Genomic DNA, 26789 nt, shown 5'->3' with positions numbered 1-26789 from the left:
GTTTCCAGGGCAAGGCGAACGGAGCGGTGAACGTGGACGTGGACGTCCCCACGCTGGTCGAGCAGGCGCGAGCAGGCAGGCCGCGTGCGGTGGCCCGGCTGATCTCGCTGGTGGAGGGGGCGTCCCCGCAGTTGCGCGAGGTGATGGCCGCGCTGGCCCCGCTGGCCGGCCACGCCTACGTCGTCGGGCTGACCGGCTCGCCGGGCGTCGGCAAGTCCACCTCCACCTCGGCGCTCGTCTCCGCCTACCGGCGGGCGGGCAAGCGGGTCGGCGTCCTCGCCGTCGACCCGTCCTCGCCGTTCTCCGGCGGCGCGCTGCTCGGCGACCGGGTCCGGATGTCGGACCACGCCTCCGACCCCGGCGTCTACATCCGCTCCATGGCCACCCGGGGCCACCTCGGCGGCCTCGCCTGGTCCGCCCCGCAGGCGATCCGGGTGCTGGACGCGGCGGGCTGCGACGTGGTCCTCGTCGAGACGGTCGGCGTCGGCCAGTCCGAGGTGGAGATCGCCTCGCAGGCCGACACCTCCGTCGTCCTGCTCGCCCCGGGCATGGGCGACGGCATCCAGGCGGCCAAGGCCGGAATCCTGGAGATCGGCGACGTCTACGTGGTCAACAAGGCCGACCGGGACGGGGCCGACGCCACCGCCCGCGAGCTGAACCACATGCTGAGCCTCGGCCAGTCGCGCGGCCCCGGCGACTGGCGCCCCCCGATCGTGAAGACGGTCGCCGCCCGGGGCGAGGGCACCGACGAGGTCGTCGAGGCCCTGGAGAAGCACCGCGCCTGGATGGAGGAGCACGGCGTCCTGGCCGAACGCCGCACCGCCCGCGCCGCCCACGAGGTCGAGACCATCGCGGTCACTGCGCTGCGCGAGAAGATCGCGGACCTGCGCGGCGACCGCCGCCTGAACGCCCTGGCGGAACGCATCGTGGCCGGCGGCCTCGACCCGTACGCGGCGGCGGACGAACTGGTGGCGGGGCTCACGGCAAGCTCCTGAGCACGCGCTGAGGGCCCCGGGAGCGGCACCTGCCGCTCCCGGGGCCCTCTTCCGTACGGGGGAGGTACGTCAGCTGTCGTCGCGGTCGTCCGCGTCGTCGTCCCGGTCGTCCGCGCGGTCGTCACGGTCGTCCCGGTCGTCGTCCCCGTCGTCGTCGCGGTCCACGGTGACCTTGCCGCTCTTCGCGTCGACGTGCAGCTCGTGCCGCTTGCCGTCCTTGCCGGTGATGTCGACGTCCCAGCGCAGGACGCCGCCCCGGCGGCTGTTGCCGTCGTCGTCATCGTCGTCGTCCAGGTCGATCGACGTGACGCGGCCCGGCGCGCTCTTCAGAGCCGCGTCCGCCGCCGCGTTCAGGGTGACGGCGGACGAGCGGGGCGCGTTGCGGTCGCGGTCGTCGTCATCGTCGTCACGGGTCTTCAGGACCTTGCCGTCGACGGCGTCCACCGTCACGTCGTGCCAGGTCTTGTCGGAGCCGTGGACGTCGAGCTCCCAGACCGTACGGCCGTCGTCGTCATCGTCGAGCTCGGCCTCGGTGACCGTGCCGGGGACGCTCTTGAGCGCGGCGGCGACGGCCTGGTCGAGGGCGATGCGGGCGTCCTCGCCGCCGGTCGTCCCCGTGCGCCCGTCGTCGTCCGCCGTGCGGTCGGTCCCGGCGCTCGCGCTGCTGGTGGGGGCGTCGTCCCGGTCGTCGTCCGCGAAGGCGACGGCGCCGGCGGCCGTGCCGCCGATGAGCACGGCCGCGGTGATCGCCGCGATGGTGACGTTGCGCTTCATGAGGTTTCCTCCCGAGAGGTGCTGCTGTTCGACGTGTCCCACCCTGCCGACCCGATGCTGAACGCAGCCTGAAGCCGCCTGAAGGTTTCTTCAGGCGGAGTTTGCGAGGCTGTGCGCATGCGCCTGTTGATCGTGGAGGACGAGAAGCGTCTCGCGGTGTCCCTCGCCCGGGGACTGACCGCCGAGGGCTTCGCCGTGGACGTCGTGCACGACGGGCTCGAAGGGCTGTACCGGGCGAGCGAGGGCGGCTATGACCTCGTGATCCTCGACATCATGCTGCCCGGCATGAACGGCTACCGGGTCTGCGCCGCCCTGCGCGCCGCCGGACACGAGGTGCCGATCCTCATGCTGACCGCCAAGGACGGCGAGTACGACGAGGCCGAGGGCCTCGACACCGGCGCGGACGACTACCTCACCAAGCCCTTCAGCTACGTCGTCCTCGTCGCCCGGGTCCGCGCCCTCCTGCGCCGCCGGGGCGCGGGAACCGCCGCGCCCGTGCTGACCGTCGGCGCCCTCCGTATCGACACCGCCGCCCGCCGCGTCCACCGGGGCGAGGACGAATACGCCCTCACCGCCAAGGAGTTCGCGGTGCTGGAGCAACTCGCCCTGCGCGCCGGGCAGGTGGTCAGCAAGGCCGAGATCCTGGAACACGTCTGGGACTTCGCCTACGACGGCGACCCGAACATCGTCGAGGTCTACATCTCCACCCTGCGCCGCAAGTTGGGGGCCGCCGCCATCCGTACGGTACGCGGCGCGGGCTACCGCCTGGAGGCGTCGTGAGGTCCGTACGGGCCAGGGCCGCGCTCGGGGCCACCCTGGTCGTCGCCGTCGCCCTGGTCGCGGCCGGGCTCGCCGTGCTCCTGGTGCTCCGCGCCAACCTGATCGACCAGGCGGACCTCCAGGCGGAGGTGGCCGCCCGGGAGGTGGCCGGGCAGCTCGCCCTGGACACCCCGTACGGGGATCTGGACCTGGACGACGAGGAGGACCACCCGGTCCAGGTGACCGACGAGGAGGGGCGGGTGGTCTTCGTCTCCAAGGGGCTCCAGGCCGTCTCCGGGACCGGTTCGGCGGGCGTCAGCCCCGTACCCTCGGCCTCGGTCGGCGCCACCCCGTCCCCCGGCGACGACGATGACGATGACGACGACGGGGGCGACGACGGCGGGCGGCCCGGCCGGGGCGAGGTCTCCTCCGACGACCCGGACTTCTCGGACGGGGCCGCCACCGTGGACGGGAAGAGGGCCGACTACCGGTTCGCCGCCGTCGAGGCCACCACGCCCGCCGGCCTCACCCTGACCGTCCACGCGGGGGCCCCGCTCGCCGCCGAGCAGGAGGCGGTGGGCACCGTGCGCGGGGCCATGCTGACCGGGCTGCCGCTCCTGCTGGCCGTCGTCGCCGGGGTGACCTGGCTGGTGACCCGGCGGGCGCTGCGGCCGGTCGAGGGCATCCGCCGCGAGATGGCCGCGATCACCGCCTCCGAGGACCTGGCCCGCCGCGTCCCGGAGCCCGACTCGCGCGACGAGATCGCCCGCCTCGCCCGGACGACCAACGAGACGCTGACCGTCCTGGAGGCGTCGGTGGAGCGGCAGCGGCGGTTCGTCGCGGACGCCTCGCACGAGTTGCGCTCCCCGATCGCCTCGCTCCGCACCCAGCTGGAGGTGGCCGAGGCCCACCCGGAGCTGCTGGACCTCCCGGGCGCGGTCGCCGACACCGTACGCCTCCAGGTGCTTGCGGCGGACCTGCTGCTGCTGGCGCGGCTGGACGCGGGGGAGAAGCCGGGGGCGGCCCGCCTGGAGGTGGGGGCGCTGGTGCGCGAGGAGGTCTCCCAGCGGGCCGGGGACCGCGTCCCGGTGACGGTGGAGGCGGCGGAAGGCTCCGCGTACGAGGTGAGCGGCTCGCGCGGGCAGTTGGCCCGGGTGGTCGGCAACCTGCTGGACAACGCGCAGCGGCACGCGGAGGGCTTCGTCGCCGTCTCGGTGGCGGCACAGGCCGGCGGGGTGCGGGTGGAGGTCCGCGACGACGGGGCGGGCGTTCCGGAGGGCGAGCGGGAGCGGATCTTCGAGCGGTTCGTCCGGCTGGACGACGCCCGCAGCCGCGACGACGGCGGTGCGGGTCTCGGCCTCGCCATCGCCCGGGACGTGGCCGCGCGCCACGGCGGAACGCTCACCGTGCACCGGGCCCCGGAGGGCGGCGCGGCGTTCCGGCTGTGGCTGCCCCGAACGGCCTGAAGGGCGCCGGGAGGACCCGGCGCCCTTCAGGGACGTAACCGCTGCTACGGGACCCCTACGGCTTCCCGCGCCGCCCCCGCAAGTGCTCCGCGATCGGCGTCAGCGCCGCGTGCAGCTCCGCGAGCGCCTCGGGGGAGAGCAGGTCCATGAAGTGCTTGCGCACCGAGTCGACGTGGTGCGGGGCGACCTTCCGCATGGTCTCCGCGCCCAGCTCGGTGAGGACCGCGTACAGTCCGCGCCGGTCCGACTCGCAGTGGGTGCGGCGGACGAGACCCGCCGTCTCCATGCGGGTGATCTGGTGCGAGAGCCGGCTCTTGGACTGGAGGGTGGCGGCGGCGAGGTCGCTCATCCGCATCCGCTGGTCGTCCGACTCGGAGAGGTTGACCAGGATCTCGTAATCGTTCATGGTCAGGCCGAACGGCTGGAGGTCCTTCTCCAGCTGGTGCATCAGCAGCCTGCTGACGTCCAGGTGGGTGCGCCAGGCGCACTGCTCCGTGTCGCTCAGCCAGCGGGTGGCCGTCTCGGTCTCCATATATGGATTCTACCTAAGAAGTTGAAAGCCGGACGAAATGGGGACTGCGCAAGGGGTGTGACGACGGGCGCCCCGGGCCGCCGGGGTCCCGGCGGGCCCGCTGGCAAGGACCGACGGCTGGGCGCAGACGTTCGACGTCACACTCCGCAGACTACCGCTCACCAACCGAAGCGACGCTGGAGGTCCCCCAGCTGGCCGGGTGTGCGCGGTCCGGACCCGCCGCCCGGAACGCCCGGCGCGTTCGGCACCGCGCCCGTCGCCTGCTCGGCCATCAGCGCCTCGCTGGACTGGAGCAGCACCGTGCCGGCCCCCACGAACTCGAACTGGTGCTCCTCGCCCGACGTCCCGCCGATCCCGGTCAGCGACCGGATTCCGCCCAGGAAACCCGTCATATAGCCGTGGTCGTAGTGGTGGCACGGCGAGGGGCAGTCGGCCCAGCCCACCAGTGCCTGCGGGTCGACCCGAAGCGGCGGCTCCATGAAGACCACCGGCCCGTTGGACGCGGCCACGAACTTCCCCGTGCCGATCAGCGTCACGAACCCGGGCACGATCGACTGCTTCAGCGCGAGCGTCGGCTCGTACGCCAGCAGGTTCCCCGAGCGGATCGTCAGGTTCCCGTCGTCCAGGTCGAAGGAGTTCACGTCGAAGGACCGGTCCGCCAGCAGCATCTTGCCGCTGCCCTCGGCCACCACCCAGTCGCTCGCGTGCAGCGGCGAATGGAAGCTGGAGCGCACCAGTCGCTCGAACCGGCCGTGCCCGATGCCGTCGAAGCCGATCTGCCCGTAGTAGGCGATCATCTTGCCCTTCTGGAGGAACCAGCGGCTCCCCTTGAGCTCCACGCAGAAGGTGTAGGCGTTGACGTTGTCGTCGGACGGCAGCGTCATCGGATCGAAGACCACGGGCGCGCTCACGGTGTCCCCCCGATCGCGCTCACGGTCGCGGTCACTGGCGTGCTCACAGCTTCTCCTCCGATGCCTGGACGTACACCGCGCCGTTCCCGCTCAGCTCCAGCTGGAACGCCTCGCCGGAGCCGCGCCCCACCATGTCCCGCCAGCCGAGCGCGGTGGACAGCTTGTTCCGCACGTCCCCGTGGTGGGCCACATACGCCTGCGGGTCCACCCGGATGTCCCGGCCCGGGCTGATCGGCAGCTCGATCACCCCGCCGTGCGCCATCACCGCGACCGCGCCGTGCCCCGCCAGCGTCGTGGTGAACAGCCCCTGCCCGGTGACCTGGCCGCGCACCATGCCCATGACCCCGCCCTGCGAGCCCATGAACATGGTGCCCTGCTGGAGGGACCCGTCGAAGGCGAGGAGGCGGTCGGCCTCCACGTACAGGGTGTCGCCGGCCAGGTTGATCACCTGGATGTGGTGGCCGCCGTGGCCGAACATCACCGTGCCCGAGCCCTCGACCGTCATCAGCGGCGTCGCCTCGCCCGTCACCCGGCGGCCGATCATCGAGGCGAAACCGCCCTGGCCGCCCTGGATGTTCGGGGTGAAGGAGACCTCGCCCCGGTAGGCGAGCATCGCGCCGCGCTGGCTGTAGAGCTTCTGGCCCGGCACCACCGTGGCCTCGACCATCTTGGAGTTGATCTCCCGGAACGGCATCAGACGTCACCCCCCACGGTGTTGCGCTCGCTCGGCTGTACGTAGACCAGGCCGTCGCCCTCGAAGCGGATCTGGAACGCCTCGCCGGAGCCCTCGCCCATCAGCGTCCGGAAGTTCACCCCGGCCTGGAAGTGCTGCTGGAGGTGGCCCTGATGGGCGATGTACGCGCCGGGGTCGACCATCAGCGGATACTGCGGCGTCACCCGCAGCAGCACCGCCTCCCCGTCCGACATGATCGCCGCCTGCCCGGTGCCCTCCACCGTGGTGGTGAACAGGCCGTTGCCGCTCGCCCCGCCGCGCAGTCCGGTGAACGTCGTGCCCGTGCGCAGCCCGGCGTCGGTGGCCAGCAGGTTGCTCGCCTCCACGTACAGCTTGTCGCCGTGCAGCGCGACCAGGTTGACGTCGCTCGCCCGGTCGGCGAAATAGCAGGTGCCCTGCCCGGACACCTCCATCACGGCCATCTGTTCGCCGGTCAGCCGGCGGGTCACCATGCCGCGGATCCCCTCACCGCCGCCGGTCATCTTCTTGAAGGCCATCCGGCCGTCGTACGCGACCATCGAGCCGTTCTTCGCCTTGACGGCATCGCCCGTCAGATCGACGGCGAGCGTCTTGCTGCCTTGGAGTCGGAACATCGCCACGCGACGAAGGTAGCCCCCCGCGCCGCACCCCGGGACACCCCCCACGGAACCGTTACGCCCCTGATGCGCACCCGGACCGGCCCTGATATGCGGTGATACGCGCGCCCGCGGACCGGAGGGGCCCCGGCTCCGGGGACGTACCGCCGCGATGCCACAATGGGGGCGGCTTGTGCTCGCGTTCACAAGCCCGCGACGGTGAGCCCACGAAGGTGGGCCCGCGTCGGCGGGCCCGCGGGCACGAGCCCACACGACCCCCTCCCACCGAAGGTGCCCCTGTGGACATCAAGACCGCTTCCGCCCTGCACCGGCTGCGCCTCATCTCGATTCCCGAGGCGCTGTCCTTCCCGGCCCTGATCCTCTTCGGCTCCATCCTCAGCCGGATCTCGGACATCGACTTCCTGATGATGCCGCTCGGCATGATCCACGGCGTCCTCTTCGTGATCTACGCCGTGTTCCTGCTCGACGTCTGGATGAAGGCCAAGTGGCCGCTCAAGCGCGTCGCCCTCTTCTTCCTCCTGTCGCTGATCCCCTTCGGCGGGCTCTACGGCGACAAGCTCCTCAAGAAGTACGAGGCCGATGGCGTCATCGCCGCCCGCGCCCGCCGCGAGGGCACGGTCAGCGCATGATCGTCGCCTTCTCGGTCTCCCCGGTCGGCGTCGGCGAGGACGTCGGCAGTTACGTCGCCGACGCCGTCCGCGTCGTCCGCGAGTCCGGGCTGCCCAACCGCACCGACGCCATGTTCACCTCCGTCGAGGGGGAGTGGGACGAGGTCATGGACGTGGTCAAGCGCGCCGTGGCCGCCGTCGAGGCCCGCGCCGGCCGCGTCTCCCTGGTGCTGAAGGCCGACATCCGGCCCGGCGTCACGGACGGTCTGACCTCGAAGGTCGAGACGGTGGAGCGCCACCTCGCCCCCTGACGAACCGTCCGGTGCCGCCGCGCGAACCGTCCGGCGTCCACCGCCGCGCGTTCACCCGTCGAGCCCCCGGTTCACCCGATGAGCCCCCCGCCACCACACGGCCGGGGGCTTTTCCGGCTCCGGACCAAAAACCGCTCACTCGGACCTGCCAAGTCGACACGCCGTTGCCTGTCCCCTTCTGTGGGGATATCAACCCGTTCGACAGTGGGAGGCACGGTGCGGTCGGAGGGCTACGACTACGACACCTACAGCCGGCTCGCGGGTCCGCTCACCGAGCCGGACCCGACGGGATACCGAGTGCGGTACAGGAGCCTGCTCTCGACGGAGAAGCGCCGAATAAGGGCCGTCCTGCTGATGACGCTGGCCCCGGTCCTCACCGGCGCCCTGATGCTCTACCTGGTCTGGCCCACGCACTGGACCGACCGGGAGAACGGGGCGCGCTGGCTCGTCGTCGCCGACACCGTGATGCTGGTCTCGATCGGCCTGATCGGGTTCTTCATGCTGGTCAACGTGGTCTCCATCGCGCACGCGACGATGGTCGCCCGGGACCCGGTGCCCGTGACGCCCGAGCGGGGCACCCGCGTCGCCTTCCTCACCACGTACGTCCCCGGCAAGGAACCGCTCGCCATGGTGCGCGCCACCCTCAAGGGCGCGGTGCGGATGACGCACCCCGGACCGCTGGACATCTGGCTCCTCGACGAGGGCGACGACCCGGCCGCCCGGATGCTCTGCGCGGAGCTGGGCGTGCACCACTTCACCCGGCGCGGGGTGCCCGAGTGGAACCGTGAGAAGGGCGTCCACAAGGCGCGCACGAAGCACGGCAACTACAACGCCTGGATCGCCCTGCACGGCGGCGACTACGACTTCTTCGCCTCCGTCGACACCGACCACGTGCCGATGCCCAACTTCCTGGAGCGGATGCTCGGCTACTTCCGGGACCCCGACATCGCCTTCGTCGTCGGCCCGCAGGTGTACGGGAACTACGACTCGGCCGTCACCAAGGCCGCCGAGTCGCAGCAGTTCCTCTTCCACGCCCTGATCCAGCGCGCGGGCAACCGCTACGGCGCGCCCATGTTCGTCGGCACCAACAACGTCGTCCGCATCGCCGCCGTACGCCAGGTCGGCGGGCTCTACGACTCGATCACCGAGGACATGGCGACCGGCTTCGAGATCCACCGCCGCCGCAACCCCCTCACCGGACGCTTCTGGCGTTCCGTCTACACCCCCGACGTGCTGGCGGTCGGTGAGGGGCCCGCCTCCTGGACGGACTTCTTCACCCAGCAGCTGCGCTGGTCGAGGGGCACGTACGAGACGCTGTTCAAGCAGTACGGCAAGGCGCTGTTCCGGGTCCCGCCCGGCCGGCTCCTCAGCTACACCCTCATGCTCGTCTACTACCCGATGACCGCCGTCAACTGGCTGCTGGGCGTGCTCAGCTGCGTGCTCTTCCTCTGGTTCGGGGCGTCCGGCACCCAGGTCGCCGCCTCCATCTGGCTGATGCTCTACAGCGACGCGGCGGCCCTCCAGATCGGGCTGTACCTCTGGAACCGGCGGCACAACGTGTCCCCGCACGAACCCGAGGGCTCCGGCGGCCTCGCCGGGATGGCCATGTCCGCGCTCTCCGCGCCGATCTACCTCAAGTCGCTCGGCTCGGCGGTCCTGCGCACCAACGGCCGGTTCGTCGTCACGCCCAAGGGCGGCCAGACCTCACCGGACCGGCTGCTCACCTTCCGCATCCACCTCGCCTGGGCGGCCGTCCTGTTCTCCTCGCTCGCCGCGTCCGTCTACCTGGACCACACCCATGTGGCGATGCGGACCTGGGCGACGCTGGGCTTGGCGATATCCCTCTCGCCGGTCGCGGTATGGGCGTGGACCCAATGGCAGGACCGCCGCGAGCGGGACCGCGACGCGGCCCCTGCGCCCGCCCCTGCTCCCGCTTCGGCGGCCGCCCCCACCCCCGCCCCCGCTTCCGTCTCGGCTGCCGCTCCCGCTCCCGTACAGCAGTCGCTGCCCGAGCCGACGTTCGTCACCGCGACGACCACCACCACGACCAGCGCCCCGGCGACCAGCACCGCGAAGGCCGGTACCACCGCCGCCACCACCGCAGGAGGGAACTGACCCATGGCCTACCGGCCCTCGAAGAAGATGAGGAAGACGCTGCTGGGCGGCGGCGCGGTGGTGGTGCTCGCGGGGCTCAACGCCCCGGCGGCGCTCTCCTTCGCCGAGGGCCAGTACCACGCGTACAAGATCGCCCAGCCCGGGTACAAGGCGGAGTACGGCTCCTGGGAGCGCGTCGACATCCCGAAGGAGTACCGCACCAACGCGATCCACGCGGCGCTCCTGCACACCGGGAAGGTGCTGATCGTCGCGGGCTCCGGGAACGACGAGAAGAACTTCGACGCGGGCACCTTCGACACCGTGCTGTGGGACCCGGCGGAGAACACCTTCCAGAAGATCCCCACCCCGGAGGACTTCTTCTGCGGCGGCCACGCCCAACTCCCGGACGGGCGGCTGCTGATCGCCGGCGGCACCGCCCGCTACGAGGTGCTGGACGACAAGGTGCGGCGGGCCGGCGGCGGCATGCGGGTGAAGAACGAGAACCCGGACAAGCCGCTGAAGCTGAAGAAGGGCACGGTCTTCCGCTCGCCCTCCGGCGTCGAGTACGCGGCCAAGTTCGACGTCACCGTGCCCAAGGCGAAGCGCGAGTTCGAGGTCACGTACTTCAAGAGCGGCCAGATGAAGCCGTGGAAGACCAAGGTGACGGCGGCGGAGCAGCGGGTCTTCGTGGAGGCGCTGAACGACGGCCCCGACGCGGTGGCCACGGACGCCGCCCAGTACAAGATCGTCGGACTGAAGGGCAAGGAGGCCGCCAACTCCTACGGGCTCGCCGAGAAGATCACCATGGACAAGCAGGACTTCCAGGGGATCAGGGCCGCCTACGAGTTCGACCCGACGGCCGAGAAGTACATCAAGGTCGACCCCATGAAGGAGGCCCGCTGGTACCCGACGCTCGTCGGCCTGGAGGACGGCAGGGTCCTCGCGGTCTCCGGCCTCGACGACGTCGGCGCGATCCTCCCGGGCGACAACGAGGTCTACGACCCGAAGACCAAGAAGTGGGCCAAGGGCCCCTTCCACTACTTCCCGACCTACCCGGCGCTCTTCCTCACCAAGGGCGGCAAGCTCTTCTACCCCGGGGCCAACGCCGGTTACGGCCCGGCGGACAAGGGCCGCGACCCCGGGATCTGGGACATCAAGAAGAACACCTTCACCAAGGTCCCCGGCCTCACCGACACCGACGAGCTGGAGACGGCGGCCTCGCTGCTGCTGCCGCCCGTGCAGGACCAGAAGGTGATGGTGCTGGGCGGCGGCGGGGTCGGCGAGTCCAAGAAGTCCACGGCCCGCACCGCCGTCATCGACCTCAAGGAGGCCAGTCCGGCCTTCAAGCCCGGCCCCGACCTGCCGCAGGGCACGCGCTACCTGAACAGCGTGATCATGCCGGACGACACCGTGTTCACCAGCGGCGGTTCGGTGGACTACCGGGGCCGGGGGAACAGCAACATCCTCAAGGCGCAGACCTATGACCCGAAGGCCGACGCCTTCAAGGAGGCGGCCGAGCCGACCGTGGGCCGCAACTACCACTCCGAGGCGCTGCTGCTGCCGGACGGACGGGTGGCGACCTTCGGCTCGGACTCCCTCTACGGCGACAAGGACAACACCAAGCTCGGCAAGTTCGAGCAGCGCATGGAGGTCTACACCCCGCCCGCCCTGCACCGGGGCAAGGACAGCCGCCCGGTGATCGGGGACGGCCCCGAGGCGGTCGAGCGCGGAGCGACGGTCACCTTCGAGACCGCCGACGCCGACCGGATCGCCACGGCCCGGCTGATGCGGCCGAGCGCGGTCACGCACACCACGGACGTCGAGCAGCGCTCGATCGAACTGGGCCTGAAGAAGGGCAACGGCGAGCTGAGCGTGACCGTCCCGGACGACGCGACGCTGGTGCCGCCCGGCTGGTACATGCTCTTCGTGACGGACACGGACGGCATCCCGTCAGAGGCGAAGTGGGTCAAGGCAGGGTGAGGCGGGGGGCGTTGCCGGCGTGCGGGGGCGGGGCCGGCACCCAGCAGGCAGGCAGGGGCGACAGCTTGCCGGCCGGCGGCCACGCGACCTCAGTGCTCGCCGGCCCCGGCCCCGCACCGATGCCGAATCTCAACGGCCTGCTCCCGAGCAACGGCCGCTTCCGCTCGGGCCCTGACCCGGTCCTCCTCGAAGACCAGCACACAGGCCAACGCGTCCAAGGCGTCGGCGACTTCGTCCCGCCAGTCGGCGAACTCGACGCAGTCCGCGTCGGACGGCTCCCGCGACTTCACCGAACGCAGACGCCGCAGGGCGTCCTTCAGCACGGTTGCCACCACCGAACCCCTGCCAGTCTGCCGACCTGCTTCTTGGCCAGTGCTCAGTCGAACTCGCCACCACGCGTACCGGCAACGAACGCGGCGAACTTCCCAGCCGTGAACCTCAGCACCGGCCCGCTCGGGTCCTTGCTGTCGCGCAGCGCGCGACCACCGTCCGCCAGAGCCGCAACCTCTACGCAGTTGCCGTTGTTACCGGAGTACGAGGACTTCACCCACTCCGGTCCGGCAGCCGAAGCGCGCTCAATGTAAGGCTTCACTGTCTTATTCCATTTCCTTTATGGCGTCCAGAATGAGCGCCCGTGAATTACTGACGTTAGCTGCGGCCATGTTCAAGCGCCGAAACAGTGTGGTGTAGGTGTCGACGTCGGCTGTTTCTTCGTAGTACAGGGTACTGGTCGGCGATTCGGTGTAAATGATGTCCGTCTCGCTCGACGCCGGGAAGCTCATGATGACGAACGGTCCGAAGAGGCATGCGTTCATCGGGTCGTTCTGCGGCAGCACCTGAAGCTGCACGTTCGATTGCCTGCTGTCCTCCACCAGGGCTTCGAGCTGCGCTTTCATGATCTCGCCTGTGCCGACACGACCGACGCCCCGGTGAGGAAGAACCCCGACGAGGACACCGAGGGCGGGCGCGGCCTGTTGCTCGTCGAGGCCCTGACCGAACGCTGGGACGTCTACCGACCGGACGCGGGCGGAAAGGTCACGTGGGCCGAGGTGTCGCTCACCGGGCCGCCGAAACCGCCGCCGCTTCCTCCCCTGCCCGTACGCGTGCCGGGCGCAATCGAACCACCGAGCGGTCCGGTCGAGGAGATGGCCTCCACCGCCCTGATGCAGCGCCTCCTTGACGGCCTCCGCCGAACCAACTGATCCGCGTGGTGAAGAGAAGGAAGAGCAGGTGCAAGGTGACTGACAACCCCATCGCGTACGGCTACGTGCGTGTGCGCCCCGACGTTGACGAAGAGGAACTTCGCCTTGTTGAGAACGAACTGGGCAAGTACGCCGAGGCGCACGGCTTGGAGCTGGACTGCATCCACTACGAAGACGGCCCCGGCATCCGGCCGGGCCGGTTGGTGCGTCGGCTCCTCCGCAACGGTGTGCGCCACGTGATCGTGCCGTCCTTGGCGCAGATCACGGAACACCGGATCGTCGGTGAGTCGGTGGAGGAGGCGATCGAGTGGGACGCCGGGGCGGTACTGCACGAGACGCGCGAGCATGCCTGGCGAGCTGACGGCCTGTAGCCCCCTCGCACCGCCGACACCGAAGCGCCACCTGATCCTGCTGGACCGGGTGGCGCCTTGTCGTGGAGCGGGGCCTCAACCTCGTACGGGCGGATCTCAGGTCTTCGCGCGCTGCGCCAGCCCCAGGGCGTACTCCGGCCACCAGGTGCCCGCCTCGGGGCCGCCCCGGCAGGTGCCGTCCGACTCGCCGGGACGCTTGATCCACAGATAGGCGTCGAGCCGGTCGTCGCGGGTGTCGGTGGTCGGCGGGGTGCCGAGTGCGCGGCCCGGGGGGTTGCACCAGGCTTCGGCGCGGTCGCCGGTGAGGGGGCCGCCGCCGTTGCGGCTGGTGTCGATCACGTAGTGCGCGCCGCCGACCGCGTCGGAGAGGAGGGCTCCGTACTCCTTCACGCTCGCGTTCGACTGGAAGTTGGAGACGTTCAGCGAGAAGCCGTCCGCCCGGTCGATGCCGCCCTGTCGCAGCTGTGCCGCGATCTTGGACGGTTCTTCGATCCAGTCGGGGTTGCCCGCGTCCACGTAGACCTTGGTCCGCGGCTTGGCCTTGAGCGTGTCCACGGCCTCGGAGAGCAGTTCGTAGCGCTCGGCGTGGTGCTGGGCCGGGGTGCAGCCGTCAGCGATGAGGGCGAGGGCGTCGGGCTCCAGGATCACGGTCGCCGGGGCGTCCCCGATGGCGTCGGCGAACTCCCCGATCCAGGACCGGTAGGCGGTCGCGTCCTTCGCGCCGCCCGCCGAGTAGGCCCCGCAGTCGCGGTGCGGGATGTTGTAGGCGACCAGCAGGATGCTCTTCTCCGTCCGGGCGGCGGCCTTCGCGGCGGCCCGGATCTCCGGGGCCGGGTCGTCCCAGGCGGGCCAGAGCGCGGACGGGTGGACGGCGATCCGCCGCAGGGCCTTCGCGTCCTCCGTACGCCCCTGCCGGTCCCAGGCGCGCGCCTGGTGGGTGGCGTCGCTGTCCGGGTCCACCCAGTAGGGGGACGCCGCGCTCGGCGCGGGTTCGCCCCGTACGGGGTCGGCCTCGGCGGCCGCGGGAGTCACGCCGCCCGGCGAGGAGCAGCCCGCTGTGAGGGCGGTCGCCAGGGCGACGGCGGCCAGGGCGGGAAGGCCCCTGAAAACCCTGGTGGCCCTGAAGACCCTGGAGACTCTGGTGGTGGTTCTGCGGCCGGACATCCAGCCCCCTCGGACGACGGTGGCTCACGGATACGGGAGCATATGCGCTGACGGCATACGGGACGGCACAGCGGTGGGGCTGTGCGGACAGGAACGGGAGCAATCGTGACATAGCGGTCACTGGGAGTGGCGGTGCGACACCTTCCGTGACCGGGGCCCGCTCAGCCCGACGCCGCCAGCGCCATCCCCAGCGGCGTCCGCTCGTACAGCACCTGGTGTCCGTACCGCCGCGACGTCAGCAGCCCCGCCTCCCGCAGCACCGACAGATGCGCCGACACGGAGGAGGCGGCGAGGCCCAGCCGGTGGGCCAGGGCGCTCGTCCCGGCCGGTTCGTCCAGCGCGCACAGCACGTCCGCCCTGGCCCGGCCCAGCAGCCGGGCGAGGGACTCCGGCGTCCGCTCGTCGGCCTCGGCCCACAGCCCGCCGATTCCGCGCGCCGGGTAGATCACCGCGGGCTGCCATGGTTCGTCGGAGCCGCTCATCACGTCCGGCCAGACGAACACGCTCGGCATCAGCACCAGGCCCGCCCCGCCCAGCGTCCGTTCATGGTCACCGTGCGTCCCCGTCAGCGTCAGCGTGGAGCCGTTCCACCCGAGCCGCGGGCTCACCTCGCTCAGCAGCCGCTCCAGGCCGCTCTCCGCGAGCCGCCGGGAGTGGTGGGCGATGTCGGCCTCCAGCAGCGCCCGCAGCCGGGGCCAGTACGGGGCGACGAGCACCTGCCAGGCCCGCTCCAGCAGGCCGGTCAGCAGCTCCACGGCCCCGGCGGGGTCGGCCAGCAGGCGTCGCCCCGTCGCCGACTCCAGGTGACCGGGCCGCTCCGCGAGCGCCAGCGCCATGTCGGCCCGTGCCACCTCCGGATCCACCGCCCGGACGCCCGCGATCTCCTCCTCGAACGTCACCAGCGGATTGAGCGGCGGCGGGCAGAAGAAGTCCGGGTTGTAGCCGCCGTCCGGCATGAGCAGCCAGAGCGGCTCCAGGTCCAGCGTCCGCGCCGCCTCGCGGACCCGCCGGAGCCAGGGCAGGTGGTAGCCGTGCCGGTGCGGGCGGGCGAGGGTGCGTACGGCCTCCTGCGTCTCCCAGAGGGGCGAGAGCGCGAAGCGGCAGCGCAGCAGATCGTTCTCACCGAAGTGCATCTGGAACGGCATACAGCGGCCCGCCGACGAGGAGGAGATTCGTGTCCAGCCGAAAGTCTAGGGTGCGGGGCCGTCCCCGCCCAGGCTTCTGTCCATGCCCCAGGGATCTTCCGCCGGCCCCTCGGCCGGTTACCGCGCCGTCTTCGCCGTCTCCGAGTTCCGCGCCGTCTTCGCCGCGCACCTGCTCTCGCTCCTCGGCGTCGTCGTCAGCGAACTCGCCCTCACCGTCCTCGTGTACGACCTCACCGGCTCCCCGCTGCTCAGCGCGCTGACCTTCGCGCTGGGGCTGCTCCCGTACGCGATCGGCGGGACGCTGTTCGCCGGGGTCGCCGACCGCTACCCGGCCCGCCGCGTCCTGGTCGTCTGCGACCTCGTCTGCGCGGTCTGCGTCGCCGTGATGCTGGCGCCCGCCACCCCGGTCGCCGGACTCCTGGCCCTGCGCTGCCTGGTGGCCGCCATCGCACCGGTCTTCACCGGGACCCGGATGGCTGCCCTCACCGACATCCTCGGCGAGGGCGACCTCTATGTCCTGGGCCGCTCCCTCCTGCGGATCGTCTCGCAGAGCGCGATGCTCGTCGGGTTCGGCGTCGGCGGGGTGCTGCTCGCCGCGCTCTCCCCGCGCGGGGCGATCACCGTCACCGTGGTGACGTTCCTCTGCTCGGCCCTCCTGCTCCGCTTCGGCACCCGCGACCGTCCTGCCCGGGCCGGTTCGGGCGGTGGCGCGCTGCTGACGGAGTCGCTGGCCGGGGCCCGCCTGGTGCTGGGCGACCGCCGTATCCGGGCGCTGATGCTGCTGTCCTGGCTGCCCGCGATGTTCGTGGTCGCCCCGGAGGCGCTGGCCGCCCCGTACGCCGACGGGATCGGTGCGGGACCCGCCGCCACCGGGCTGCTGCTCAGCGCGATGGCCGTGGGGCACGTGGGGGCCGAGCTCTTCGTGGGATCCGCGCTCCGGCCCCGTACCCGCTCCCGGATCGTGCTGCCGGTCGCCGCCGTGGGCCTGCTGCCGCTGGTGGTGTACGCGGTCCGCCCCGGGCTGCCGCTCGCCCTGGCCGCCCTCGCGCTGGCCGGGATGGGCGCGGCCTATGTCATCGGGCTCGACCAGTGGTTCGTGGACGCGGTGTCGCCGGAGCTGCGCGGCCGGGCCATGACGCTGCTCAGCGCCGGGCTGATGACGATCCAGGGGCTCGGCATGGCGCTGGCGGGGCTCGCGGCCGAGTTCTTCCCGGTGCACCACGTGGTCGCCGCATCCGGAATCATCGGTACCGTCGTCTCGCTCGTGGTCGTCGCCGAGGTCCGCCGTACGGCCCCCGGACAGATGTCCGATACCGAAGGGCAAGACGGGGCTGACCGGCATGTGACCAGTGGGTAAGGTCGGTGCCGTGCCGAAGCCGCTCAGCCTTCCCTTCGATCCCATCGCCCGTGCCGAGGAACTCTGGCACCAGCGCTGGGGGCCCGTGCCCTCCATGGGGGCGATCACCTCGATCATGCGGGCCCAGCAGATCCTCCTCGCCGAGGTCGACGCCGTCGTCAAGCCGTACGGACTGACCTTCGCCCGGTACGAGGCGCTGGTGCTGCTCACCTTCTCCAAGGCCGGTGAGCTGCCGATGTCCAAGATCGGGGAGCGGCTGATGGTGCACCCCACCTCGGTCACCAACACCGTGGACCGGCTGGTCAGGTCCGGTCTGGTGAGCAAGCGCCCCAACCCGAACGACGGGCGCGGCACCCTCGCCTCCATCACCGGCAAGGGGCGCGAGGTCGTCGAGTCGGCCACCCGGGACCTGATGGCGATGGACTTCGGCCTCGGTGCGTACGACTCCGAGGAGTGCGCGGAGATCTTCGCCATGCTCCGGCCGCTGCGGGTCGCGGCGCAGGACTTCGAGGAGAAGTGAGCGCGCGCGCCGGGCGGCGGCGCGCCTCTCCGTAACGCCGAACCCGCGCGAAGATCGCCCCGAGCGTCCCGTTACGCTCGTGGCCATGAAACAGAACGTGCTCACCCGCTACCGGGTGATGGCCTACGTCACCGCCGTCTGGCTGCTCGTGTTCACGGCGGCGATCATCGCGAAGTACGGGTTCGAGACCGGCGACACCATGGTGATCTCCCAGATCCACGGCGTCCTGTTCATCGTCTACGTCATCTTCGCCTTCGACCTCGGCTCCAAGGCGAAGTGGCCGTTCGGCAAGCTCCTGTGGGTGCTGGCGGCCGGCTGCATCCCCTTCGCCTCCTTCTTCGTCGAGCCGAAGGTCAGCCGCGAGGCCCAGGCGCTGGTCGCCAAGCCCGCCGCGGAGCCCGCGAAAGCCTGACCCGGGCCGTTCGCGGCCCACCCGAACCGCCCCGCGCCGAAGCGCCGGGCGGTTTGCCATCGACATTTAGTAGGACGTCCTAGTAAATTCGAAGCATGGACGCTGACGCGATCGAGGAAGGCCGCCTCCGCTGGCAGGCCCGTTACGACAAGGCCCGCAAGCGCGACGCGGACTTCACCACGCTCTCCGGGGACCCGGTGGAGCCGGTCTACGGGCCGCGCCCCGGTGACACGTACGAGGGATTCGAGCGGATCGGCTGGCCGGGGGAGTACCCCTTCACCCGGGGGCTGCACCCCACCGGCTACCGGGGCCGCACCTGGACCATCCGCCAGTTCGCCGGCTTCGGCAACGCCGAGCAGACCAACGAGCGCTACAAGATGATCCTCGCGGCGGGCGGCGGCGGGCTCAGCGTCGCCTTCGACATGCCGACCCTGATGGGCCGCGACTCCGACGAGCCGCGTTCGCTCGGTGAGGTCGGCCACTGCGGGGTCGCCATCGACTCCGCGGCCGACATGGAGATCCTGTTCCGGGACATCCCCCTCGGCGACGTCACCACCTCGATGACGATCAGCGGCCCGGCCGTCCCCGTCTTCTGCATGTACCTGGTCGCCGCCGAGCGCCAGGGCGTCGACCCGGGGGTGCTCAACGGCACGCTCCAGACCGACATCTTCAAGGAGTACATCGCCCAGAAGGAGTGGCTGTTCCAGCCCGAGCCGCACCTCCGCCTCATCGGCGACCTGATGGAGCACTGCGCCCGCTCCATCCCCGCCTACAAGCCGCTCTCCGTCTCCGGCTACCACATCCGCGAGGCCGGGGCGACGGCCGCGCAGGAGCTGGCGTACACGCTCGCGGACGGCTTCGGCTACGTCGAGCTGGGCCTCTCCCGGGGCCTGGACGTCGACGCCTTCGCCTCCGGGCTCTCCTTCTTCTTCGACGCGCACCTGGACTTCTTCGAGGAGATCGCCAAGTTCCGCGCCGCCCGCCGCATCTGGGCCCGCTGGATGAAGGAGACGTACGGGGCGAAGACCGACAAGGCGCAGTGGCTCCGCTTCCACACCCAGACCGCCGGGGTCTCCCTCACCGCGCAGCAGCCGTACAACAACGTCGTGCGCACGGCGGTCGAAGCGCTCTCCGCCGTCCTCGGCGGCACCAACTCGCTCCACACCAACGCCCTCGACGAGACCCTCGCCCTCCCCTCCGAGCAGGCCGCCGAGATCGCCCTGCGCACCCAGCAGGTGCTGATGGAGGAGACCGGCGTCGCCAACGTGGCCGACCCGCTGGGCGGTTCCTGGTACGTGGAGCAGCTCACCGACCGGATCGAGGCCGAGGCCGAGAAGATCTTCGACCAGATCAAGGAGCGCGGCGCCCGGGCCCACCCGGACGGGCAGCACCCCATCGGGCCGATGACCTCCGGGATCCTGCGCGGCATCGAGGACGGCTGGTTCACCGGCGAGATCGCGGAGTCCGCCTTCCAGTACCAGCGGTCCCTGGAGAAGGGCGACAAGCGGGTCGTCGGCGTCAACGTCCACCACGGCTCGGTCACCGGCGACCTGGAGATCCTCCGGGTCAGCCACGAGGTCGAGCGCGACCAGGTCAGCCAGCTCGGCGCGCGCAAAGCCGCCCGCGACGACGCGAAGGTGAGCGCCGCCCTGGGCGCGATGCTGGCCGCCGCCCGCGACGGCTCGAACATGATCGCGCCGATGCTGGACGCGGTCCGGGCCGAGGCCACGCTCGGCGAGATCTGCGAGGCGCTGCGCGAGGAGTGGGGCACGTACACGGAGCCGCCGGGCTTCTGAGGCCGTGGACGGGGAGGGCCCGCTGCTCGGTGGGCCCTTTCCGGCGGACGCCGGGGTGGGCCCGGTGGCTTCCTGCGGGGCCGCCCTATTCGTCGGACGCCGGGGTGGGCCCAGTGGCCTCCTGCCCGGGTGCCCTCCCCGCCGGACGTCAGCGTGGGCCCGGTGGGTCCCCGTCGAACGTCAGCGTGAACAGCGCCCCGCCGCCCGGGGCCGCGCCCGCCGTCAGCTCCGCCCCGTGCGCGCGGGCGATCTGCCGGGCCATCGCGAGGCCCAGCCCCGAGCCGGGGAGGGCCCGCGCCGCCTCGGCGCGGTAGAAGCGGTCGAAGACGTACGGGAGGTCCTCGGGCGAGATCCCCGGCCCGTGGTCCCGGACCGTCAGCTCGAGCCCGCCCCCGCTGCCGTACCCGCCCCTGCCTCCGTACGCCGTCAGCGCCACCTCCACCGGCGCGTCCGGCGGGCTGAACTTGGCCGCGTTGTCCAGCAGGTTGGTCAGCAGCCGGGTCAGCCGGGCCAGCACCCCGGGCCGGGCCGCATCCGCCGCGCCGGGGCCGGTCTCCAGCTCGAACGGGACGCGCGGCCAGTGCGTACGGGCCACGGCCACCGCGTGCCGCGCCAGCTCCGCGATCCGCACCTCCTCCACCAGGGGGAGCGGCTCCTCGTCCCGGGCCAGCTCGATCAGGTCGTTCACCAGCCCGGTCACCTCCCGGATCTGCCGCCCCAGCGCCCCCGAGGCCCGCTCGCGCTGCGCGGGCGTCAGCCGGTCCGCCCGGGCCAGCAGCTCGGCGTTGGTGCGCAGAGCCGTCAGCGGGGTCCGCAGCTCGTGGGAGGCGTCCGCGACCAGCCGGCGCTGGGCGCTCACCGACTGCTCCAGCTCCCCGAGCATCGTGTTGAAGCTGGCGGCGAGCCGGGTCACCTCGTCCTGCCTCCCCGGCGGCCCCGGCGGCAGTTCGATGCGGTGGCGCGGGTCCCGGGTCGCCGCGATCCGCTCGGCGGTCGAGGTCAGCCGGGCCACCGGGGCGAGGCCGGTGCGCGAGACCGCGTACCCGAGCAGCCCCGCCAGCAGGACGCCCGCCCCGCCGACCGCCGCCAGCAGCACGGCCGCCTGCCGCACGCCCTTGACCACCGGGTCCGCGCGCAGCGCCACCTGGAGCGCCCGCCCGTCCCCGAACGGGGTTGTCAACATCCGCAGCGGCTGCCCGAAGCGGGTGACGTTGCTGAAGTACGGGGCCCTCGCCCCCGCCGCCACCTCCCGTACGGGGGTGGCGACGGGCAGCGGATAGGCGGCCTCCGGGTCCGCCGCCGGGTCGGCCGGGACGACCTGGGCGCAGGCGGGCGCGGAGAGGAAGCGGCACTCGGCCGCCACGGTCTGCGGGCCCTCGCCCCGGTTCTCCTGGATCACCCGGGTCGCGGACTGGGTGAGCGACAGGTCCAGTTGGTGCAGCAGCTCGTAGCGGATGACGAAGAACGCCGCCGCGCACACCCCCACCGCGACCAGGGCCACCGCCGCCGAGGCCGCCAGCGCCAGGCGCGTGCGCAAGGGTCGCCTGCGCCGCCAGCGGGCCCCCAGCCTCCGCACCCCGCTCACGCCGCGTCCAGCCGGTAGCCGAGCCCGTGCACGGTGTGGACGAGCCTCGGCTCACCGCCCGCCTCCAGCTTGCGCCGCAGGTAACCGACGTACACCGCGAGGGAGTTGGAGTCGGGCCCGAAGTCCTGGCCCCAGACCCGCTCCAGGATCACCGCACGCGGGAGCACCTGCCCCGGGTGCCGCAACAACAGCTCCAGCAGGGCCGCTTCGGTGCGGGAGAACTCCATCGGACGCCCGCCGCGCCGCCCGGTCCGCGTCACCGGGTCCAGGGTCAGATCCGCGAAGGCCAGCTCGCCGTCCGGTGCGGGCGGCGCGGCCCGCCGCAGCAACGCCCTTACGCGCGCCACCAGTTCGTCCAGCGCGAACGGCTTCACCAGATAGTCGTCGGCCCCCGCCTCCAGCCCGTCCACCCGCTCCGCCACCGACGACAGCGCGGTCAGCACGAGCACCGGCGTCCGGTCCTCCACCGCCCGCAGCCTCCGGCACACCGCGAGCCCGTCGAGCACCGGCATCATCACGTCAAGGACCAGCGCGTCCGGCTGCCAGGCGGCCACCGCCGACAGCGCGGCCAGACCGTCGCCGACGCCCCGGACCTCGTACCCCTCGATCCGCAACCCGTCCTCGACGGCGGCCCGCACTTCCGGCTCGTCCTCGGCCACCAGAATCCTGTTCATACCCCGAAGGGTGCCAAACCGGACTCTTAGAACCCTCTTAAGCCGCCCGCCGAGAGTGGCGGCCATGCGCACACCACTCTCCGTCGTGATCGGTGCGGGCGGCACCGGCGGTCACATCTACCCCGGTCTCGCCCTCGCCGAGGCCCTGCGCCGCGCCGACCCGGACGCGGTCGTCTCCTTCATCGGCACCGAACGCGGTCTGGAGACGACCCTGATCCCGGCCGCCGGCTACCGGCTGCACACCGTCGACATGATCCCCTTCGACCCCGCGCTCGGCGCGAGGCGCTTCCTGCTCCCGGCCGCGCTCCTGCGCTCCGGGGCCCAGGCCCGGTCCGTCCTGCGCACCCAGAAGGCGCAGGTCGTCGTGGGCATGGGCGGCTACCCGAGCGCCCCGGCGATCGTCGGCGCGAAGCTGGCCGGGCTGCCCAGCGTGATCCACGAGTCCAACGCCGTTCCGGGCCGGGCCAACCAGTTCGCCGCCCGGCTCACCGAACACCTCACCGTCGCCTTCGACGGCAGCCGCGCCCATCTGTCGGGCGGCGAGCGGGCCCTCACCGTGGGCATGCCGATCGCCGCGTCGCTGGCCGCCCTGGACCGGGCCGCGCTGCGGGAGGAGGCCCGGCGCGCGTTCGGGATACCCGAGGGGGCGCGGGTGGTCCTCTTCAACGGCGGGAGCCTCGGCGCGGCCCGCCTCACCGCCGCCGCCGTGGGGCTCGCCGCCCGCTGGCGGGACCGGACGGACGTGCACCTGCTCGTCAAGACGGGCCCGGCCGCGCTGGCGGAGACCCGTCGGAAGCTGGCCGAGGCGGGGGCCGGGGCGGGGGCGCCGGGGGAGGGCCGCCCGGAGCCGGCCGGCGCGGGCGTCGGGCCCGTCGCCCGGGCGGTGCCCTACCTGGACCGGATGGACCTCGCCTACGCGGTGGCCGATCTGGTGGTCTGCCGGGCGGGGTCCGCCACGATCGCGGAGCTCGCGACGACCGGGGCGCCCGCCGTCCTCGTGCCGTACCCGCATGCCCCCGGCGACCACCAGACCCACAACGCCCGGGTCCTCTCCGAGGCCGGCGCCGCCCATCTGGTCCCCGACGCCGAGGCCACCGCCGACCGGCTGGCCGCACTGATCGACCCGCTGCTCGCGGACCCGGCGCGGCTCGCCGTGATGGGGCGCGCGGCCGACCCGGGCAACCACGCCCGCGCCGCCGACCTGCTGGCCGAGACGGTCATCCGCCTCGCCGCCACCTCCGTACGACCTTCTACCGCAAGGGAGTTCACCCCATGAACGACGTCACCGACTGGACCGGCCGCACCGTCCTGGTCACCGGGGCCGAAGGCTTCATCGGCTCCACCCTCGTCGACCTGCTCGTCCAACGCGGAGCGCGGGTAAGGGCGTTCGTCCACTACAAGCCGTACGCCGACAAGGGCCACCTCGCCCGCTACCTCCAAGACCCGCACAGCCCGGTCGAGATGATCGCCGGGGACGTCGGCGACGCGGGCCGGGTGATGGACGCGGTGGCGGGCTGCGACACGGTCTTCCACCTCGCCGCGCTCATCGGCATCCCGTACAGCTACGACGCGCCGGGCGCGTACGTCCGTACGAACGTCGTCGGCACCGAGAACATCGCCGAAGCCTGCCGCCGCCACTCTGTCCGCCGCCTCCTGCACACCTCCACCAGCGAGGTCTACGGGAGCGCCCTGACCGCCCCGATCAGCGAGGACCACCCGCTCCAGCCGCAGTCGCCGTACTCCGCCTCGAAGATCGGCGCGGACATGATGGCGCTCTCCCACTGGCACGCCTTCGAACTGCCGGTGACGGTGGTGCGGCCGTTCAACACCTACGGGCCCCGTCAGTCGGCCCGGGCCGTCATCCCCACGATCCTGGCCCAACTGCACTCCGGGGCACGGGAGATCCGGCTCGGCTCGCTGACCCCGACCCGCGACTTCACCTACGTCACCGACACCGCGGCCGGATTCCTGGCCCTGGCCGACTGCGACCGGGCGCTGGGGGAGAGCGTCAACCTCGGTACCGGGCGGGAGATTTCGGTCGGGGACCTGGCGAAGGCCCTCATCACCGCCTCCGGCCGGGACGCGGAGATCGTCGTGGACCCGGCACGGCTGCGGCCCGCCGGCAGCGAGGTGCAGCGGCTGCTCTCCGACAACACCCGGGCCCGCGAGTGGGCGGGCTGGGAGCCCGAAGTCACCCTGGAGGAGGGCCTGGAGCGGACGTCGGCGTGGGTGGCGGAGCACCTGCACCTCTTCGCGCCGGGGCGCTACCAGGTCTGAGCACCGCGCCGTAATCCGCGTTGCACCGGGTCCCACTGCCGCTCCGCACTCCGCGCGCCGCCGGGGCCGACTGCCGCCCCGCACTCCGACCGTCACCGGGTCCCAAGCACCGCCGGACAGGCCCCTAGCCCGCCTGCGCGCCGGCCAGTCCCAGCAGCAGCAGCGTGGTGAAGCCGCTCGCCCAGTCGGCGTCCACCGGCTCCGCGCTCACCAGCGTGCGGTGCACCACGGCTCCGGCGATCACGTCGAAGATCAGGTCCGCGTTGCGGGCGGCCGCCGATGCGTCGTCCTCGTACCGCAGCTCGCCGCGGGCCTGGGCGCGTTCCCGGCCGAGGATCACCAGCCGCTTCTGCCGGTCCACGATGGCCGAGCGGATCCGGTGGCGCAGCGAATCGTCCCGGGTGGACTCGGCGACCACCGCCATCAGCGCGGTCCGGGCCTCGGGGCGCTCCAGCAGCCGGGCGAATTGGAGCACCACGCCCTGCACATCGGCGGCCAGGCTGCCCCGGTCGGGGAGCTCCAGTTCGTCGAAGAGCTCGGCGACCGCGTCCACGACCAGCTCGTTCTTGCCCGCCCAGCGCCGGTACAGGGTCGTCTTGGCCACCTTGGCCCGGGCCGCCACATCGCCCATGGTCAGCTTCGACCAGCCGAGATCGACCAGGGACGCCCGGGTCGCCTCCAGGATCGCGGCGTCGGCCGCGGTGGAGCGCGGGCGTCCCGTTCGGGTGGTTCTGGGATCGCTGTGGCTCATGATGCGGCGACCATACCGGCCGGTAGGGATGGTCGTTCCACCCCGGTGACCGTGAGACAGATCACCGGGGCGCCCTGTTCCGGGAGGTCGGTGGGCAGTTACGCTACGGGTCGTAGCGTAAGGAAGGCGGCAGGCCCGCTCCCGTACGCCACGAACGAGCGACAACCACCAGGGCCCTCACCGGGCCCTTGGCGCCGGGTGGGGACCCGGAGCCGCACGGACCGGACCGGATGGGGATCCGGCAGGTCCACCCGGGTCTTTCAGGGGCCCGGTCCGCTTCACCGGGGTCTTTTCGGAGCCCCGCCGGGGTCCTTCGGGGCCCCCGGGAGCCGTCTTCGTCCGCCCGTCCCGCACACCGGCGTGGGCTGCGGACCGCCGCGGTTCCCGTATCGCTTTCCGGAACGGCGTGCTCAGGGGGGAGGATGTACGCATGCAGCCTAGGAACATGTCCATGAGCGGCGTCGTCGACCTCGCCGCTGTCAAGGCGGCCGGCGAGGCCAAGGTCAAGGCGGAGCAGGCCCGTGCGCAGGCCGCCCGCACAGGGGGCGCCGGCGCCGTGTCGCCCGCCGCCCTGGTGATCGACGTCGATGAAGCAGGCTTCGAGCGCGATGTCCTCCAGCGCTCGGCCGAGGTGCCCGTCGTCATCGACTTCTGGGCCGAGTGGTGCGAGCCGTGCAAGCAGCTGAGCCCCCTGCTGGAGCGCCTGGCCGCCGAGTACAACGGCCGCTTCCTGCTGGCCAAGGTCGATGTCGACGCCAACCAGATGCTGATGCAGCAGTTCGGCATCCAGGGCATCCCGGCGGTCTTCGCCGTCGTCGCCGGGCAGGCCCTCCCGCTCTTCCAGGGCGCGGCCCCCGAGGCCCAGATCCGCGAGACCCTGGACCAGCTGATCCAGGTCGGCGAGGAGCGGTTCGGCCTCACCGGGATCGCCGTCGACCCGGACGCCCCGGCGGACGCCGCCCCGGCCGAGGTTCCGGCCGGCCCGTACGACGCCCTGCTGGAGGCCGCCGCCACCGCGCTCGACGCCAATGACTTCGGCGGCGCGGTGCAGGCGTACAAGAACGTGCTCGTGGACGACCCGGGCAACCCGGAGGCCAAGCTCGGCCTGGCCCAGGCGGAGCTGCTCGGCCGGGTCCAGGCGATGGACCCGCAGGCGGTCCGCAAGCAGGCCGCGGACGACCCGGGCGATGTGGGCGCCCAGGTCGCCGCCGCCGATCTGGACCTGGTCGGCGGCCATGTCGAGGACGCCTTCGGCCGGCTCGTCGAGGCGGTCCGCCGCAACGTGGGCGACGACCGCGACACCGCCCGGCTGCGCCTGCTGGAGCTCTTCGAGGTGATCGGTCCGGAGGACCCCAGGGTCACCGCGGCCCGCACGGCTCTGGCCCGCGTCCTGTTCTGATCCCGGTGGTGTTCCGCCGCCGGCCACGGACCCCGGCGAGCTGATTGTTCCGATGTGACAAGACGGCCGCGATACCCCTCGGGTATCGCGGCCGTTTTGCCGTCCGGACGCTAAGAGAGGCCCCAGCTTTACCAAATCTTGACAAAGGGGCGAGCTGTTACTCGCAGTAAGGCGGGTGAGTGGTTCTGTCCGGTTTCCGTTGAGTTTCCCGTCATTTCGCTGTCCCTTTCGTGCCACCCTGTGTGGCCGCGTGATGTCGTCCTGTCGCACCGTGGTTATCGGGCCGTTACTGGCAAGTAACGAACCCCCTTGTGCGTGGGCCGTGAATGCACCACGATCGGCCACGCTCGGTCCCACACCTCCAGCCCGGTCTCCAA

Annotated in this window: 29 protein-coding genes; 16 read left to right on the top strand and 13 right to left on the bottom strand. The window is 72.0% G+C overall.

The window, feature by feature from the left end:
- Window positions 1-26 precede the first annotated feature (26 nt).
- Complete coding sequence (meaB, locus tag ACLJPL_RS12700) at window positions 27-995, top strand: methylmalonyl Co-A mutase-associated GTPase MeaB (RefSeq protein WP_411080877.1); 969 nt, start codon at window positions 27-29, stop codon at window positions 993-995.
- A gap of 69 nt (window positions 996-1064) precedes the next feature.
- On the opposite strand, the gene ACLJPL_RS12695 is transcribed toward meaB, so the two are convergent.
- Complete coding sequence (locus ACLJPL_RS12695; RefSeq protein ID WP_411080876.1) at window positions 1065-1769, bottom strand: PepSY domain-containing protein; 705 nt, start codon at window positions 1767-1769, stop codon at window positions 1065-1067.
- 117 nt (window positions 1770-1886) lie between these two features.
- Between ACLJPL_RS12695 and ACLJPL_RS12690 the strand changes: the two genes are divergently transcribed.
- Window positions 1887-2549, top strand: coding sequence for a response regulator transcription factor (locus ACLJPL_RS12690; protein ID WP_411080875.1), 663 nt, complete (start codon window positions 1887-1889; stop codon window positions 2547-2549).
- A complete protein-coding gene (locus ACLJPL_RS12685) occupies window positions 2546-3994 on the top strand; it encodes a sensor histidine kinase (RefSeq protein ID WP_411080874.1) in 1449 nt (482 codons plus the stop codon). Before ACLJPL_RS12690 ends, ACLJPL_RS12685 begins: the two co-directional genes overlap by 4 nt.
- A gap of 55 nt (window positions 3995-4049) precedes the next feature.
- Here ACLJPL_RS12685 and ACLJPL_RS12680 read toward each other — a convergent pair whose 3' ends face one another.
- From ACLJPL_RS12680 to ACLJPL_RS12665, 4 genes are all read right to left on the bottom strand, one after another.
- Window positions 4050-4526: a MarR family winged helix-turn-helix transcriptional regulator gene (locus tag ACLJPL_RS12680; RefSeq protein WP_411080873.1), complete on the bottom strand. Its 477-nt coding sequence runs from the start codon at window positions 4524-4526 to the stop codon at window positions 4050-4052.
- Window positions 4527-4684: 158 nt separating this feature from the next.
- The gene (locus tag ACLJPL_RS12675) at window positions 4685-5437 is read right to left on the bottom strand and encodes an AIM24 family protein (protein ID WP_411080872.1); all 753 of its coding nucleotides are present in this window, start codon (window positions 5435-5437) and stop codon (window positions 4685-4687) included.
- Window positions 5438-5480: 43 nt separating this feature from the next.
- Complete coding sequence (locus ACLJPL_RS12670; RefSeq protein WP_411080871.1) at window positions 5481-6131, bottom strand: AIM24 family protein; 651 nt, start codon at window positions 6129-6131, stop codon at window positions 5481-5483.
- Complete coding sequence (locus ACLJPL_RS12665; RefSeq protein ID WP_411080988.1) at window positions 6131-6763, bottom strand: AIM24 family protein; 633 nt, start codon at window positions 6761-6763, stop codon at window positions 6131-6133. Before ACLJPL_RS12665 ends, ACLJPL_RS12670 begins: the two co-directional genes overlap by 1 nt.
- 281 nt (window positions 6764-7044) lie before the next feature.
- Here ACLJPL_RS12665 and ACLJPL_RS12660 point away from each other — a divergent pair, with 281 nt between their 5' ends.
- From ACLJPL_RS12660 to ACLJPL_RS12645, 4 genes are all read left to right on the top strand, one after another.
- Entirely contained in the window at window positions 7045-7395 is a 351-nt protein-coding gene (locus ACLJPL_RS12660) for a DUF3817 domain-containing protein (protein ID WP_411080870.1), read from the top strand.
- Window positions 7392-7685 (top strand): MTH1187 family thiamine-binding protein, encoded by a 294-nt coding sequence (locus tag ACLJPL_RS12655; protein ID WP_411080869.1) that lies wholly within the window; start codon window positions 7392-7394, stop codon window positions 7683-7685. The genes ACLJPL_RS12660 and ACLJPL_RS12655 overlap by 4 nt, the downstream gene beginning before the upstream one ends.
- Window positions 7686-7901: 216 nt before the next feature.
- Window positions 7902-9800: a glycosyltransferase family 2 protein gene (locus ACLJPL_RS12650; protein WP_411080868.1), complete on the top strand. Its 1899-nt coding sequence runs from the start codon at window positions 7902-7904 to the stop codon at window positions 9798-9800.
- A 3-nt stretch (window positions 9801-9803) separates the two neighbouring features.
- Window positions 9804-11759, top strand: a complete 1956-nt coding sequence (locus tag ACLJPL_RS12645) for a galactose oxidase-like domain-containing protein (RefSeq protein ID WP_411080867.1) — start codon at window positions 9804-9806, stop codon at window positions 11757-11759.
- A gap of 89 nt (window positions 11760-11848) precedes the next feature.
- Here ACLJPL_RS12645 and ACLJPL_RS12640 read toward each other — a convergent pair whose 3' ends face one another.
- Genes ACLJPL_RS12640 through ACLJPL_RS12630 form a run of 3 tightly spaced genes read right to left on the bottom strand, consistent with a single transcriptional unit; the run spans window position 11849 to window position 12655 of the window.
- On the bottom strand, window positions 11849-12091 hold the full coding sequence (locus tag ACLJPL_RS12640; RefSeq protein WP_411080866.1) for a hypothetical protein: 243 nt from the start codon (window positions 12089-12091) through the stop codon (window positions 11849-11851).
- 44 nt (window positions 12092-12135) lie between these two features.
- The gene (locus tag ACLJPL_RS12635; protein ID WP_411080865.1) at window positions 12136-12351 is read right to left on the bottom strand and encodes a DUF397 domain-containing protein; all 216 of its coding nucleotides are present in this window, start codon (window positions 12349-12351) and stop codon (window positions 12136-12138) included.
- 4 nt (window positions 12352-12355) lie between these two features.
- Window positions 12356-12655, bottom strand: a complete 300-nt coding sequence (locus tag ACLJPL_RS12630) for a Scr1 family TA system antitoxin-like transcriptional regulator (RefSeq protein WP_411080864.1) — start codon at window positions 12653-12655, stop codon at window positions 12356-12358.
- Between the two features lie 33 nt (window positions 12656-12688).
- Here ACLJPL_RS12630 and ACLJPL_RS12625 point away from each other — a divergent pair, with 33 nt between their 5' ends.
- Together ACLJPL_RS12625 and ACLJPL_RS12620 are read left to right on the top strand one after the other, a co-directional pair.
- Entirely contained in the window at window positions 12689-12961 is a 273-nt protein-coding gene (locus tag ACLJPL_RS12625) for an ATP-binding protein (RefSeq protein WP_411080863.1), read from the top strand.
- Window positions 12962-12996: 35 nt separating this feature from the next.
- Window positions 12997-13332, top strand: coding sequence for a hypothetical protein (locus ACLJPL_RS12620; protein ID WP_411080862.1), 336 nt, complete (start codon window positions 12997-12999; stop codon window positions 13330-13332).
- A 96-nt stretch (window positions 13333-13428) separates the two neighbouring features.
- Here ACLJPL_RS12620 and ACLJPL_RS12615 read toward each other — a convergent pair whose 3' ends face one another.
- Both ACLJPL_RS12615 and ACLJPL_RS12610 read right to left on the bottom strand, forming a co-directional pair.
- Entirely contained in the window at window positions 13429-14496 is a 1068-nt protein-coding gene (locus ACLJPL_RS12615) for a glycoside hydrolase family 6 protein (protein WP_411080861.1), read from the bottom strand.
- A gap of 161 nt (window positions 14497-14657) precedes the next feature.
- Window positions 14658-15641: a DUF5937 family protein gene (locus tag ACLJPL_RS12610; protein WP_411080860.1), complete on the bottom strand. Its 984-nt coding sequence runs from the start codon at window positions 15639-15641 to the stop codon at window positions 14658-14660.
- Between the two features lie 82 nt (window positions 15642-15723).
- Between ACLJPL_RS12610 and ACLJPL_RS12605 the strand changes: the two genes are divergently transcribed.
- The 4 genes from ACLJPL_RS12605 to ACLJPL_RS12590 all read left to right on the top strand — a co-directional run bounded on the left by ACLJPL_RS12605 (window position 15724) and on the right by ACLJPL_RS12590 (window position 19726).
- Window positions 15724-16998, top strand: coding sequence for an MFS transporter (locus tag ACLJPL_RS12605; protein WP_411080859.1), 1275 nt, complete (start codon window positions 15724-15726; stop codon window positions 16996-16998).
- Between the two features lie 10 nt (window positions 16999-17008).
- Window positions 17009-17518, top strand: a complete 510-nt coding sequence (locus tag ACLJPL_RS12600) for a MarR family winged helix-turn-helix transcriptional regulator (RefSeq protein ID WP_411080858.1) — start codon at window positions 17009-17011, stop codon at window positions 17516-17518.
- Window positions 17519-17603: 85 nt separating this feature from the next.
- On the top strand, window positions 17604-17930 hold the full coding sequence (locus tag ACLJPL_RS12595) for a DUF3817 domain-containing protein (protein WP_411080857.1): 327 nt from the start codon (window positions 17604-17606) through the stop codon (window positions 17928-17930).
- Between the two features lie 95 nt (window positions 17931-18025).
- Window positions 18026-19726, top strand: a complete 1701-nt coding sequence (locus ACLJPL_RS12590) for a methylmalonyl-CoA mutase (protein ID WP_411080856.1) — start codon at window positions 18026-18028, stop codon at window positions 19724-19726.
- Window positions 19727-19874: 148 nt separating this feature from the next.
- Here the strand turns inward: ACLJPL_RS12590 and ACLJPL_RS12585 are convergent, their stop codons facing one another.
- Both ACLJPL_RS12585 and ACLJPL_RS12580 read right to left on the bottom strand, forming a co-directional pair.
- Window positions 19875-21311, bottom strand: a complete 1437-nt coding sequence (locus tag ACLJPL_RS12585; RefSeq protein ID WP_411080855.1) for a sensor histidine kinase — start codon at window positions 21309-21311, stop codon at window positions 19875-19877.
- Window positions 21308-21985 carry a response regulator transcription factor gene (locus ACLJPL_RS12580; RefSeq protein ID WP_411080854.1) on the bottom strand — a complete coding sequence of 226 codons (678 nt, stop codon included), beginning with the start codon at window positions 21983-21985 and terminating at the stop codon, window positions 21308-21310. The genes ACLJPL_RS12585 and ACLJPL_RS12580 overlap by 4 nt, the downstream gene beginning before the upstream one ends.
- Window positions 21986-22049: 64 nt before the next feature.
- Here ACLJPL_RS12580 and ACLJPL_RS12575 point away from each other — a divergent pair, with 64 nt between their 5' ends.
- Together ACLJPL_RS12575 and ACLJPL_RS12570 are read left to right on the top strand one after the other, a co-directional pair.
- Window positions 22050-23261 (top strand): UDP-N-acetylglucosamine--N-acetylmuramyl-(pentapeptide) pyrophosphoryl-undecaprenol N-acetylglucosamine transferase, encoded by a 1212-nt coding sequence (locus ACLJPL_RS12575; RefSeq protein ID WP_411080853.1) that lies wholly within the window; start codon window positions 22050-22052, stop codon window positions 23259-23261.
- A complete protein-coding gene (locus tag ACLJPL_RS12570; RefSeq protein ID WP_411080852.1) occupies window positions 23258-24262 on the top strand; it encodes a GDP-mannose 4,6-dehydratase in 1005 nt (334 codons plus the stop codon). Before ACLJPL_RS12575 ends, ACLJPL_RS12570 begins: the two co-directional genes overlap by 4 nt.
- 124 nt (window positions 24263-24386) lie before the next feature.
- Here ACLJPL_RS12570 and ACLJPL_RS12565 read toward each other — a convergent pair whose 3' ends face one another.
- Complete coding sequence (locus ACLJPL_RS12565; protein WP_411080851.1) at window positions 24387-25013, bottom strand: TetR/AcrR family transcriptional regulator; 627 nt, start codon at window positions 25011-25013, stop codon at window positions 24387-24389.
- A gap of 430 nt (window positions 25014-25443) precedes the next feature.
- On the opposite strand from ACLJPL_RS12565, the gene ACLJPL_RS12560 reads away from it, so the two are divergent.
- Window positions 25444-26412, top strand: coding sequence for a tetratricopeptide repeat protein (locus ACLJPL_RS12560; RefSeq protein ID WP_411080850.1), 969 nt, complete (start codon window positions 25444-25446; stop codon window positions 26410-26412).
- Window positions 26413-26789: the final 377 nt, after the last annotated feature.

Origin of the sequence: Streptomyces sp. cmx-18-6 (genome assembly GCF_046548915.1) — a bacterium.
GTDB lineage: Bacteria > Actinomycetota > Actinomycetes > Streptomycetales > Streptomycetaceae > Streptomyces.
Note: the sequence above shows the minus strand (reverse complement) of the source record. Positions and strands in the feature narration are given on the sequence as shown.

What these genes read in the sequence shown, in the direction of transcription:
- ACLJPL_RS12695 (WP_411080876.1), bottom strand. Translation starts at nt 1,769, where the DNA reads ATGAAGCGCAACGTCACCATCGCGGCGATCACCGCGGCCGTGCTCATC.
- ACLJPL_RS12690 (WP_411080875.1), top strand. Translation starts at nt 1,887, where the DNA reads ATGCGCCTGTTGATCGTGGAGGACGAGAAGCGTCTCGCGGTGTCCCTC.
- ACLJPL_RS12680 (WP_411080873.1), bottom strand. Translation starts at nt 4,526, where the DNA reads ATGGAGACCGAGACGGCCACCCGCTGGCTGAGCGACACGGAGCAGTGC.
- ACLJPL_RS12670 (WP_411080871.1), bottom strand. Translation starts at nt 6,131, where the DNA reads ATGCCGTTCCGGGAGATCAACTCCAAGATGGTCGAGGCCACGGTGGTG.
- ACLJPL_RS12665 (WP_411080988.1), bottom strand. Translation starts at nt 6,763, where the DNA reads ATGTTCCGACTCCAAGGCAGCAAGACGCTCGCCGTCGATCTGACGGGC.
- ACLJPL_RS12655 (WP_411080869.1), top strand. Translation starts at nt 7,392, where the DNA reads ATGATCGTCGCCTTCTCGGTCTCCCCGGTCGGCGTCGGCGAGGACGTC.
- ACLJPL_RS12645 (WP_411080867.1), top strand. Translation starts at nt 9,804, where the DNA reads ATGGCCTACCGGCCCTCGAAGAAGATGAGGAAGACGCTGCTGGGCGGC.
- ACLJPL_RS12630 (WP_411080864.1), bottom strand. Translation starts at nt 12,655, where the DNA reads ATGAAAGCGCAGCTCGAAGCCCTGGTGGAGGACAGCAGGCAATCGAAC.
- ACLJPL_RS12615 (WP_411080861.1), bottom strand. Translation starts at nt 14,496, where the DNA reads ATGTCCGGCCGCAGAACCACCACCAGAGTCTCCAGGGTCTTCAGGGCC.
- ACLJPL_RS12610 (WP_411080860.1), bottom strand. Translation starts at nt 15,641, where the DNA reads ATGCCGTTCCAGATGCACTTCGGTGAGAACGATCTGCTGCGCTGCCGC.
- ACLJPL_RS12605 (WP_411080859.1), top strand. Translation starts at nt 15,724, where the DNA reads ATGCCCCAGGGATCTTCCGCCGGCCCCTCGGCCGGTTACCGCGCCGTC.
- ACLJPL_RS12595 (WP_411080857.1), top strand. Translation starts at nt 17,604, where the DNA reads ATGAAACAGAACGTGCTCACCCGCTACCGGGTGATGGCCTACGTCACC.
- ACLJPL_RS12590 (WP_411080856.1), top strand. Translation starts at nt 18,026, where the DNA reads ATGGACGCTGACGCGATCGAGGAAGGCCGCCTCCGCTGGCAGGCCCGT.
- ACLJPL_RS12580 (WP_411080854.1), bottom strand. Translation starts at nt 21,985, where the DNA reads ATGAACAGGATTCTGGTGGCCGAGGACGAGCCGGAAGTGCGGGCCGCC.
- ACLJPL_RS12575 (WP_411080853.1), top strand. Translation starts at nt 22,050, where the DNA reads ATGCGCACACCACTCTCCGTCGTGATCGGTGCGGGCGGCACCGGCGGT.
- ACLJPL_RS12570 (WP_411080852.1), top strand. Translation starts at nt 23,258, where the DNA reads ATGAACGACGTCACCGACTGGACCGGCCGCACCGTCCTGGTCACCGGG.
- ACLJPL_RS12565 (WP_411080851.1), bottom strand. Translation starts at nt 25,013, where the DNA reads ATGAGCCACAGCGATCCCAGAACCACCCGAACGGGACGCCCGCGCTCC.
- ACLJPL_RS12560 (WP_411080850.1), top strand. Translation starts at nt 25,444, where the DNA reads ATGCAGCCTAGGAACATGTCCATGAGCGGCGTCGTCGACCTCGCCGCT.